We start from the raw sequence: 10,966 nt of genomic DNA, 5'->3' as shown, positions 1-10,966 counted from the left end.
GCCCGGCCACGTCGAGGAGTTGCACCGCCGGGAAGGCCAGCAGCTCCACGGGACGCGGTGCCTGTGGCGGGAAACGAGGGGTCTTTGGCATCTCGGCCAGAACGTGCCGCGGTAAGGTCTCCCTGTCCAGCACGGAGGCCGCGCATGATTCCCCCCGAGACCCATCTGCAGATCGGTTCGCTCCTGTTCGAGGGGCTCGACCAGATCGACCTCACCGGCCCGTTCGAGGTGCTGTCGCGGATCCCCAATTCCACCTACCGGATCTACGGGCCGACCCTGGATCCGGTGCGCGACGTGCGCGGCCTGCGGATCACCCCCGACGCCACCCTGGCGGAGGCGCCGCGCCTCGACGTGCTGCACATCCCCGGCGGCCAGGGGCAGGAGGCGCTGATGCGGGACGCGGCCGTGCTCGGCTGGATCCGCAGCCAGGCCGCGGGCGCCTCGCACGTCTTCTCGGTCTGTACCGGCGCGCTGCTGCTCGGGGCGGCCGGACTGCTGGTCGGGCGCCGGGCCACGACCTACTGGAACGCGGTCCACCTGCTGCCCTGGTTCGGGGCGGAGGCGGTCGATGCGCGGGTGGTGATCGACCGCGATGCCGACGGCCGGACCTGGCTGTTCGCCGCCGGCGTCACCGCCGGGATCGACGGCGCGCTCCGGCTCGCGGCCGAGCTGCGCGGCGACGATGCCGCGCGGGCGATCCAGCTCGGCATGCAATACGCCCCGGAGCCGCCCTTCGACAGCGGCACCCCGCGCAGCGCCCCGCCGGCGATCGTGGCGCAGGTCCGCGAGGCGACGGCCGGCCTCACCGCCCGGCGCGAGGCCACCGCCCGGGCGATTGCGGCCGAGCTCGGCATCCCGGCCCCGTGATCGGCCGAATCACAGTTCGGTCACCGGGAGATGACGACGGCCCGGTGACACGCCCCGGCATCGGGCCTATCTGTCCGCTCTGGACGGACAGAGTCATGACGGACGTAACCCTGAGAACCGCAAAATTCGCGATCGGTGCGGTGGTGCGCCACCGGATCTACCCGTTCCGGGGCATCGTGTTCGACGTCGATCCGGTCTTCGACAACACCGAGGAATGGTGGCTGGCGATCCCCGAGGAGGTCCGGCCGCGCAAGGACCAGCCGTTCTACCACCTGCTCGCCGAGAACGCCGAGACCGAGTATGTCGCCTACGTCTCCGAGCAGAACCTCCTGCCTGACACGTCCGGCGAGGCCCTACGCCATGCCGGCATCGCCGAGATGTTCGAGCGCGACGCGGCCGGCGGCTACCGCATGCGCGACCGCGTCCGGAACTGACTCGTCGAAGCGACGGCTCTGACCCGGGCCAGTCTGCGCAGAGCACGCGACGGGTGCCGCGGCCCGTCTTCGAAGGCAAGCGGTGATCCCCCGCCTCCCCGGCTCAGGCTTCCGTGATCCTGTGCGCCCCCGCGCAGCCTGCCAACGCCCAGTCCCGGGTTCCCGGAGGGCGAGCCCTTCGGCGGGGATCGGGCGGAGCCCCGAGGCGAGCGCCCACGAAAAAGGGGCCGAACCTCCCGGTCCGACCCCCGATCGCATTCTGGTGACGCGTTACGGTGGCGCGTTACTTGGCCGCCGGAGCCGGCGTGGCAGCGCCGTTCGCCGGGGCCGCACCGCCCTGCTGCTCAAGCTTCTTGCGCATGTCCTCGCTGCGCTTCTCCAGCTCGGCCTGGAGCTTCTTCTGCTGCTCTTCCAAGACCTTCGGGTCGATCGCTGGGCCGTCGAAGGCCTTGCCGAAGCCGGCCAGCGGCACCGCGAAGGTGACCTCGCGCTGGGTCTGGTTCTGGACCGAGACGTTGAGGGTCGTGCCCTTCTTCATGGCCGCGATGACGCCGGCATCGACGCCGCCGGCCTCGGCGAAGCAGCCGTTCGGGAAGCAGACCGCGAAGCGGCCCGGCGTGGCGGCCTGGCCGTCGACGTTGAAGCGGATGCCCGGCTGCAGCAGCAGGCCGAGCGGCAGCAGGTAGCGCACCACGCGCACCTCCTGCTTCTGGGCGGCGTTCTTCATCTCGTAGACGGCCACGGCCAGCACGGGCTGCCCCTGGTCGGACACGAAATCGCGCGTGGTGTAGCAGATGTCGGTGCCGGAGCCCTGGTCCTTGCCGCAGACCTTGGTCCAGTCGGCCTGGCTCGGCTCGGACTTCACGGCCACGATCTGCGGGCCGGTCTGGGCGGCGCCGCCGGCGGGCGTGTTGGCGGCCGGGGTGTTCGGCGCGGCGGGGGCGGGGGCGGTCGGCGCGGGGGCGGCGGGCTTCTTCGCCTGGGCGAGCACCGGGGCGGCTGCGAGGCCGAGGCCCGCGAGGCCGAGGAGGGCGGCGCGTGCCAGCGTCGCGGGGCGGGTGAAGGACATCGGCTCTGACCCCTTTGGAGAAACGTGGTGTGGCTTGCGGAATGCGGAGCCGGCCTGACGGGCTGGTCCGCCGGACCACCGGATGCGCAGCGCCGTGGCGTGCCTCCCGGGGCTCCGGATGAATCGGTCCGACCATCGGGCGGGGATGGGCGCCGGTTGCGCGCATCCCTCGCCCCGGCGACCGGGCGGCCTGCCTGTCCCCTCCGAATGAGGCGAAGGCATGACACCGCGGCACCGAGCGCCCCTTCGGGGAACCCCGTGCCGCAGCCGGCCCCCGATAGGCCTGCGCCTCTCCGGCCGCAAGCGCGACGTCGCCCGGCCGCGCCATCGAACCAAGCGGCCGGCCATCCGCGGCGACGGCAGCCTCGCTCAAGTGAACGGGTCTTAGCTGGGGGTTAACCATAGTCGGCCGACCATGCGGGTGGATCTGCAGTGTGTGAGGGGGGCGGATTGAGCGCGTTCGCGGTGGCGGAGAGGAGGGCCGACGCCGCGCCGGATGCGTCCGCGCGGTCCGGCGGCCTGTCGGCCAGCCTGTTCGCGGCGGCCCGGACCGGCCCGCAGCGCACGGCGCTGCGTGATTCGGGGGACCGGGTGGCCTGGTGCGGGCGCCCGCCGATCACTTGGACCTACGCGGCCGCGGCCGAGATCGTCGGCCGCCTCGCCCGCGGGCTCGGCGCGTGGCGGCTGCCCGCCGGCAGCCGGGTCGGCCTGTGGTTCTCCGGCGGCGCCGAATCGGCCCTCGCCCACCTGGCCGTCGAGGCGGCCGGCCACCTCCCCTGCCCGATGCCCGCCCTCTGGGATGCCGACCAGCTCTCGGCCGGGATCGCGTCCGCCGGCCTGGTCGCAGTGCTGACGGAGGGCCGCCGCGGCGCCCGCCGCCCGGCCGAGGACCTCGCCCGGGCGGCCATGGGGCATTTCGGCCTGCGCTACCTCGCGGCCTTCGGTCCGGGCATTCCGGACGGCGTGATCAGCCTCGACGCGATGGCCCTGGAGCGCGGAATCGTCGAGCCCGTAGCCAGCCTCGGCCTCGTCACCTTCGCGGCGGGCGATCCGGCCCGGCCGGTCTACCGCAGTGCGGCGGCGCTCGCGGCGGCGATCGAGGCCCATCTCGACACCCTCCCGGTGTCGGCGGACGAGCGGATCCTGACGCTCCTGCCGGCCCACGACCTGCGCGGCCTGGTGACCGGCCTCGGCGCTGCGCTCGCGGCCGGCGCCAGCCTCGAGACCGTGATTCCCTTCGATGAGGCCGGCTTCCGGGCCGGCCTGATGCGGCCGGTTCCGACCCGGCTCGTGGTCCCATCCCTGATCGAGGCGGCGCTCGCTGCCATGCCCCTCCCCTGGACCGTGCGGGCCCTCAACGTGATCCACCGGGCGCCCGCGCGCGCGATCGTGAGCGCGGCCCCCGAATCAGCCGGGGCGCGCCGCCTCGATTCGCTGGTCTTCGAGGAGGATTTGGTCCTCACGCGACCCGGCGGGCGCGACCTCGCCGCGACCCTGGCCCACCCGGACCGGGCACCCCTGCCCCGGGCGCTTCTCGATCTCGCGATCCTGGATCCCGGCGACGGGCTGGAGGGCCCGCTGGTCTATCGCGGCCTGGCCTGCGCCACGGCGGCACTTCCCCGCGGCGGCATCCCGGAGCTGGACGCCGGAGCGTGGCGGGACTCGGGCTGCCGGCCGATCCTGTCCGACGGGGTCGTGACCGGGGTGGAGACCGCCTGAACGGCGGGCGGTGGTCGGTTCATCCGGCGCTCAGGCGTGGCAGATTATCTCGCAAGCGCACATGACGGGACGGATCCGATCCGCGCCTTCGTGGGTTTCGCTTCGGATTATGGTTCTGGCTATCTTCCCAAGCCACGCTTCATGAGGTACCGCTCAAGCCTATGGGTGCGCTGCAACAAGTGCTCGTGGTCGATGACGGCGTCCGCGCCGTGGACCGGTCCCTTTCGGGCGAGCTGGCCAACCTCGGCTACGCAAGTGTCACCGCCTCGATGGAGGCGGCGGACGATGTCCTGGCCGTGATCGCCCGCCCGGCGGCGGTGCTGCTCCAGGCCCCGACCCGTCGCGATCCCGCCTATGCCCGCCGCGCCGCACGCCTGCGCGGCCAGCTGCGCGACCGCGGCATCCCGGTCATCCTGATCGGCGACGCCGCCGAGGGCCGGGCCGGCGGCCCGGTGGACCTCGCCACCCGCCTCGGCGCCTACGTGGCGGCCCAGCCGGACCTCTAGAACGCGTTTCTCAACGGAAGCCTCGCCACCGTCATTGCGAGCGCAGCGAAGCAACCCAGGGCCGCGCGCGGTTGCCCGAATCGTGGCGCATCACCGGGTTGCTTCGCTGCGCTCGTGATGACGGTCCAGGATGGCACGCCCGAACGATCGGGTCCGATGCGGCCAAGGCCAGTCCAGCTGCAACCGCGAGAACGCGCTCAGCGCGCCCCGCGCATCAATTCCGGCGCGCCGAGCCGCGGCAATACGCCCTCGCGCATCACCACCCGCCGGAGCGGGCCGAGATACGACATCGCCAGGAGCCCGAGGCCCCGGAGCGCGTCGACCGGGACGAGATCCGTGAGCAGGCTGCGGTTAAGCAGATCCACCGCTGCGGTGCGGGCGGCGGCATCGAGGCGGCGGCTGCGGGCGTAGCCGTCGAGCACCGGCCGGGTACCGGGATCGCGGCCGTCCCGGGCCGCGGCCACCAGCGCGTCGCGCAGGGCGGCGGCGTCGCGCAGGCCGAGATTGAGCCCCTGCGCGCCGATCGGCGGGAAGACGTGGGCCGCCTCGCCGACCAGGGCCAGGCGCTGCGCCACCGGGCTCGACACCGAGAGGCCGCGCATCGGCACGAGGCCCCGGGGGCCGTCGACCCGCATCGCGCCCAGCATCGCCCGGGCCTGCCGCTCCACCGCCTGGCCCAGAGCCGCGTCGTCGAGAGCCGCCAGCCGACGCGCCGCGCTCTCCCCGGTGACCCAGACCAGGCTGGACCGGTATCCGCCCGGCAGCGGCACCAGGGTGAACGGGCCGGAGCGGGTGTGGAACTCGGTGGAGACGTCCCGGTGCGGGCGGTCATGCGCCAGGATCGTGGTGACCGCGCTCTGCGGGTAGGTCCAGTCGCGCACGCGCACGCCGCTGGCGGCCCGCAGCGGGGACCGCGCGCCGTCGGCGCCGACCACCAGCTTGGCCGCGACCGTGCCGCCATCCGCCAGGGTCAGACGCGCGACCGCCTCGCCGGGTGCGGCCCCGGCGGCATCCGCCTCGACCAGGGTGAGATTTTTTTGGGCACGGGCGCGGACCCGCAGGCTCTCCACCAAGCGTGCGCTCTCGACGTTCCAGCCGAAAGCATCGAGGCCGATCTCGGCGGCCTGGAAGCGCACCGGCGGCGGCCGGAACAGGCTGCCGGTGTCGTCGATGATCTGCAAGGTGCAGAGCGGGCTCGCATGCGGGGCCACGGCCTCCCAGGCGCCCAGGGCTTCCAGGAAGCGCACCGACCCGTCCAGTAGCGCGACCGTCCGCCCGTCCGCCACGGGGGCGTGGCGGCCAACCAGAGCCGTCCGGATGCCGGCCTGGGCACTCGCCAGGGCCGCGGCCAGCCCCGCGGCCCCCGCGCCCACCACGGCGACGTCGAATGCTGCCCCTTCGGCCCTGCTGCCCTGCACGATTGCTCACCCGTTCGCGTGCCGATCCCGCTGCCCGGCCCGTGTTTCGTATCTGAGCTTTCCGGTATCCCTGCCAAGCCCGATCCGCGAAGGCCACAGCGCCGCAGCCCGGAGCAGGGCCTGCCGGTGCCTCAAGCCTCGGCTTCTCTTGTCTATCCGAGCGCGCCACCTCACCCGAGGAACGCCGACAGCTCCGAAAGCACCTCGTCCGGCCGCTCCTCCTGGAGCGTGTGGCCGCAATCGAGCGCTCGGCCCGAGACGTCGGTGGCCTTCTCGCGCCAGGTCTCCAGCACGTCGTAGGTCTGGCCGACCGTGCCCTGCGCCCCCCAGAGCGCGAGCAGCGGCGCCGTGATCCGCGCCTCCGAATCGGCCGCGTCGTGTTCCAGGTCGATCGCGGCCGCCGCCCGATAATCCTCGCAGATCGCGTGGCGGCAGGCCGGGTCGCTGTAGCAGCGCAGGTATTCCGCGAAGAGGTCCGGCGGCGTCGAGCCCGGGGTCTTGGACTGGCCCTCAATGTGATGGCGCAGGAAGTATTCCGGATCGGCCGCGATCAGCCGCTCCGGCAGGGGATGGGGCTGGATGAAGAAGAACCACCAGAAATACCGGGTGGCGAAGGCCTTGTCGGTGCGGGCGTACATCGTCGCCGTGGGGGCGATGTCGAACAGGGCGAGGCGCTCGACCCGCTCCGGATGGTCCAGCGCCAGGCGGTGGGCAACGCGGCCGCCGCGGTCGTGGCCGACGACGGCGAACCTGTCGTGGCCGAGCGTCCGCATCACCGCCGCCGCATCCGCCGCCATGGCGCGCTTGGCATAAGCCGCGTGGCGCTCGCCGCCCGGGGGCTTGTCCGAATCGCCGTAGCCGCGCAGGTCCATCGCCACGACCGTGCGGCTTTCGGCCAGGCGCGGGGCGACGTGCAGCCAGGTCGACAGGGTCTGCGGGTGGCCGTGCAGCAGCAGGACCGGCGGCCCGGAGCCGCCGGAGCGCGCATGGATGGTCACGCCCGGCGCGGTCTCGATCCGGTGCCGGTCGAAGCCCGGCAGGAAATCCGTCGTCATGCGGTCGGTCGCCTCCGTGCCATGCGCCCGTGTACCTTGCGCCGCACTGGCGCGCCGGGATGCACCGGATGATAAGGCGCCTCCGGCAGGATGTCCGCCGAGCCACCATGACAGATGCACGTGCGACTCAGGACGCCGCCCTCCGGGACGCGGCCGTGAACGACCCGGACGCCGAGGCGCCGGAGGGCGAGGCCGTCCGCGCGCCGCTGCTGCGCCCGAGCATCCTCGACCCCCTGTTCGCCCCGGTGCGGGCCCTGCCGGGCGTCGGCCCCAAGATGGCGCCGCTGATCGAGAAGCTGCTCGGCACGCCGGAGCGGGAGGCCCGGGTGGTGGACCTGCTGTTCCACCTGCCCCAGGGCGGCGTCCCGCGCCGGCTGATGGGCTCGGTCAGCGAGGCGCCCGTGGGCGAGCCGGTGACCGTCGGGGTCACCGTGGTGGCGCATCGGCCGGCCCAGATCGGATCGGGCAAGCGTCCGCACCGGGTGCTGGTGGAGGATTCCACCGGCGACATCTCCCTGGTGTTCTTCGGCATGCCCCGCGCCCGGGTGGAGAAGATGCTGCCGCTGGGGGCGCATCGCTACATCACCGGCCGGATCGACCTGTGGGACGGCACCCGCCAGATGGTCCACCCGTCCCGGATCGTGGACGAGGCGGGGCTCGCCGAGCTGCCGGCCGTCGAGCCGATCTACGGCGCCACGGAGGGGCTGACCTCCCGGGCGATCAACAAGCTCGCCGTGGCGGCCCTGGAGCGCCTGCCGATCCTGCCCGAATGGCAGGACCCGTCCTGGCTGGAGAAGAACCGCCTCCCCGCCTTCGCGGATGCCCTGCGTGTCGAGCACCGCCCCGAGGAGCCCCTCCCGAAGGCCGAGGACCCGCTCCAGCCGCCGCCCGCCACCCCGGCGCGGCGGCGCCTGTCCTACGACGAGCTGCTGGCCTCGCAGCTGGCGCTCGCCCTGATGCGCGCCCGCCAGCGGCGCAAGGCCGGCCGGGTCAATGCCGGCGACGGCGCCTTGAGCAGCCGGATCCAGGCCGCCCTGCCCTTCGCGCTGACCGGCGCCCAGGCCCGGGCGGTGGCGGAGATCCGCGCGGATCTCGCCGCTCCGCGCAGGATGCTGCGCCTGCTCCAGGGCGATGTCGGCTCGGGCAAGACCGCGGTGGCCTTGCTGGCCATGGCCTCGGCCGTGGAGGCCGGGCGCCAGGCCGCCCTGATGGCGCCCACCGAGATCCTGGCCCGGCAGCATTTCGAGCGGCTGCAGCCGCTGGCCGGCGGTCTGCGACTGCGCCTGATGACCGGCCGCGACCGGGCCGCGGAGCGCAAGAGTACGCTCGCCGCCCTCGCGGCGGGCGAGATCGACATCCTGGTCGGCACCCACGCCCTGTTCCAGGAGGCCGTAACGTTCCGGGACCTCGGCCTCGCCGTGGTGGACGAGCAGCACCGGTTCGGCGTGCACCAGCGCCTGGCGCTCGGCGCCAAGGGCGAGGCGGTCGACTTCCTGGTCATGACCGCGACGCCGATCCCGCGCACCCTGGCGCTGACCTTCTTCGGCGACATGGACGTCTCGGTCCTCGACGAGAAACCCGCCGGCCGCCAGCCGATCCGCACCATCACCCTGCCGACCGAGCGGATCGACGAGGTGGTAGCCGGTCTCGCCCGGGCGATCGCCACGGGCGAGCGGGTCTACTGGATCTGCCCGCTGGTCGAGGAATCCGAGTTCATCGACCTCGCCGCCGCGGCCGAGCGCTTCGACGACCTGAAGCAGCATTTCGGCGACGCGGTCGGGCTGATCCATGGCAAGATGCCGGGCCCCGAGAAGGATGCCGCCATGGCCCGGTTCGCCGCCGGGGAGACCAAGGTCCTGGTCTCGACCACGGTGGTCGAGGTCGGGGTCGACGTGCCCGAAGCGACCATCATGGTGATCGAGCATGCCGAGCGGTTCGGGCTGGCGCAGCTGCACCAGTTGCGGGGCCGGGTCGGGCGCGGCTCCAAGGCGTCCTCCTGCCTGCTGCTCTACCGGGGGCCGCTCGGTCAGGTGGCCCGGGCGCGGCTCGAGATGATGCGGGACAGTGAGGACGGCTTCCGCATCGCCGAGGCCGACCTGAAGCTGCGCGGCGAGGGCGAGGTGCTGGGCACCCGCCAGTCGGGCCTCGCGGCCTTCCGGCTGGCGCGGCTCGAGAGCGACGGCGATCTGCTGGAGGCCGCCCGGGACGACGCCCGGATGATCGTCGAGCGCGATCCCGGCCTGAAGAGTGCGCGCGGGCAGGCGCTTCGGGTGCTGCTCTACCTGTTCGAGCGCGACGCCGCGATCCGGCTGATCGGGGCCGGCTGATCGGGACTTTCCTGAACGGCGCCGTTCAGGAAAGCTCCTCGTTCAGGAAAGCACCACCCGCCCATGTGTGCTGGAGAACATGCCGGACAAAACCGCCGCCTGATGCACGGCAGGCACGCCCTGCCAAGAAAGGCCATATTTGTCAGGTGTTTGCATGTGAGGCGGCGCGCTTCGGGTCCGGCTCGGAGACGGCGGGAAAGCGCGTAGGCAGGGGCCTTGACCTTGCATCAGCCACAATCTTCCCTTAACTGCAGATGAACGAATGGCCCGGTAAGCCGGGACATCACGGACGAATCTGGAGGACGGACATGTCGAACGGACTGTTCCAAAACCTGCCGGGCTCCCACGAGATGGCCGGTATCCAAGCCCTGCCGACCGAGCCCTGGCTGCTGCCGATCTCGGATGGTGCCGCCGCGGCGGTGACGAAGACGTCGGAGGATCTGCAGGCTGCCGTCCGGCGGGCCGCGCGTCCCTTCTGGCTGGCCGCCAACGGGCTCTGCATCGCGCTGGGCTTGGCCCTGACGATTCAGTGCACCACCGGTTGGAGCCCGACCCCGACCCGCAGCGCCGTGACGGTCGCCCAGGCGACGCCGCCGACCATCGCGCCGCAGACGGCGTCGCTGCAGCGCTGACGCGCGGATCACGCGACTGAGGTTTCAGGGCCGTCCCGCGCATGCGGGGCGGTCCTTTCCTTTGGCGATCACGCGTCCTGCGGCTCCCGCTGGGCCGCCGGGTCGCCTGCCTGCTGTGCCGCGCGCAGGGACGCCGCCATGGCGTGCAGGCGGCCCTGCGGGTCCTCCGGCTGGATCACGCCCGCCGACATCACCAGCTTGGCCGCGTCGTCGACGCTGATATGCAACTCCACCACGGCGGAGCGCGGCAGGTAGAAGAAGAAGCCCGTGGTCGGGTTGGGGGCGCAGGGCAGGAACACCCCGACCATCTCGTCCGCCCCGGCCGCGTTCCGGGCCTGGAGCGCACCCTCGACCTCCGGGGATGCGGGGGCCGACAGGAACACCACCGACCACGTGCCCTTCACCGGGAACTCGACCAGGCCGACCGTGCGGAACGAGGTGCCGTTGGCCGAGAACAGGGTCTCGAAGATCTGGCGCAGGCCCTTGTACAGGCCGGAGATCACCGGGGTCCGGGCCAGCAGCACCTCTCCGAACTCGATCACCGAGCGGCCGACCAAGTTGGCCGTCAGGAAGCCCAGCAGCGTCACCGCCAGGAACGCGATGACGAGGCCCAGCCCCGGGATCGAGAACGGCAAGTAATGGTCCGGCAGGTAGCTCGCCGGCACCAGCGGCTTCACGAAGGAATCGATCAGCGCGATGAACCACCACGTGATGTAGGCGGTGATCGCCAGCGGGCCGGCCACGATGATGCCGGTGAGGAAATAAGTGCGCAGCCGCCCCCGCGCGCTGACCCGCGTCTTCGGGGTGGCGGGGCCGGGCGCGGATGCGTCGGGCTCGGGAGCCTGAATCGGCGGGGAACTCGGCGCCACGGGTGCCCTCTCGGCCGCTCGATGCGCGGCGATCCTGCCCGGGGGCGATCGAACCCCCGAGGGCACAGGT

At 72.7% G+C, this 10,966-nt stretch carries 10 protein-coding genes; 6 read left to right on the top strand and 4 right to left on the bottom strand.

All coding sequences use genetic code 11. The annotated features are described in order from the left end of the window. The first annotated feature begins 144 nt into the window (after positions 1 to 144). The gene (locus AKJ13_RS28075) at positions 145 to 867 is read left to right on the top strand and encodes a DJ-1/PfpI family protein (RefSeq protein ID WP_050736274.1); all 723 of its coding nucleotides are present in this window, start codon (positions 145 to 147) and stop codon (positions 865 to 867) included. A gap of 95 nt (positions 868 to 962) precedes the next feature. Beyond that, entirely contained in the window at positions 963 to 1,301 is a 339-nt protein-coding gene (gene hspQ / locus AKJ13_RS28070) for a heat shock protein HspQ (protein WP_007559130.1), read from the top strand. Between the two features lie 283 nt (positions 1,302 to 1,584). On the opposite strand, the gene AKJ13_RS28065 is transcribed toward hspQ, so the two are convergent. Beyond that, positions 1,585 to 2,370, bottom strand: coding sequence for an invasion associated locus B family protein (locus AKJ13_RS28065; protein WP_050736273.1), 786 nt, complete (start codon positions 2,368 to 2,370; stop codon positions 1,585 to 1,587). A 450-nt stretch (positions 2,371 to 2,820) separates the two neighbouring features. Between AKJ13_RS28065 and AKJ13_RS28060 the strand changes: the two genes are divergently transcribed. Then, positions 2,821 to 4,089, top strand: coding sequence for an AMP-binding protein (locus AKJ13_RS28060; protein WP_082317174.1), 1,269 nt, complete (start codon positions 2,821 to 2,823; stop codon positions 4,087 to 4,089). 161 nt (positions 4,090 to 4,250) lie between these two features. Next, complete coding sequence (locus tag AKJ13_RS28055) at positions 4,251 to 4,595, top strand: hypothetical protein (RefSeq protein ID WP_007559136.1); 345 nt, start codon at positions 4,251 to 4,253, stop codon at positions 4,593 to 4,595. Positions 4,596 to 4,792: 197 nt separating this feature from the next. On the opposite strand, the gene AKJ13_RS28050 is transcribed toward AKJ13_RS28055, so the two are convergent. After that, positions 4,793 to 6,013, bottom strand: coding sequence for a UbiH/UbiF family hydroxylase (locus tag AKJ13_RS28050; RefSeq protein ID WP_082317173.1), 1,221 nt, complete (start codon positions 6,011 to 6,013; stop codon positions 4,793 to 4,795). Positions 6,014 to 6,183: 170 nt separating this feature from the next. Continuing rightward, a complete protein-coding gene (locus tag AKJ13_RS28045; protein WP_050736271.1) occupies positions 6,184 to 7,068 on the bottom strand; it encodes an alpha/beta hydrolase in 885 nt (294 codons plus the stop codon). A 107-nt stretch (positions 7,069 to 7,175) separates the two neighbouring features. On the opposite strand from AKJ13_RS28045, the gene recG reads away from it, so the two are divergent. Then, the gene (gene recG, locus AKJ13_RS28040) at positions 7,176 to 9,395 is read left to right on the top strand and encodes an ATP-dependent DNA helicase RecG (protein ID WP_244471776.1); all 2,220 of its coding nucleotides are present in this window, start codon (positions 7,176 to 7,178) and stop codon (positions 9,393 to 9,395) included. Positions 9,396 to 9,703: 308 nt separating this feature from the next. Then, on the top strand, positions 9,704 to 10,027 hold the full coding sequence (locus tag AKJ13_RS28035) for a hypothetical protein (protein WP_007559143.1): 324 nt from the start codon (positions 9,704 to 9,706) through the stop codon (positions 10,025 to 10,027). Between the two features lie 68 nt (positions 10,028 to 10,095). Here the strand turns inward: AKJ13_RS28035 and AKJ13_RS28030 are convergent, their stop codons facing one another. Beyond that, positions 10,096 to 10,896, bottom strand: a complete 801-nt coding sequence (locus AKJ13_RS28030) for a DUF502 domain-containing protein (protein ID WP_050736270.1) — start codon at positions 10,894 to 10,896, stop codon at positions 10,096 to 10,098. Positions 10,897 to 10,966 lie beyond the last annotated feature (70 nt).

This window comes from Methylobacterium sp. ARG-1 (genome assembly GCF_001262595.1).
GTDB lineage: Bacteria > Pseudomonadota > Alphaproteobacteria > Rhizobiales > Beijerinckiaceae > Methylobacterium > Methylobacterium brachiatum.
The sequence above is the reverse complement of the archived record's forward strand: the minus strand, read 5'-3'. Positions and strand labels throughout refer to the sequence as shown.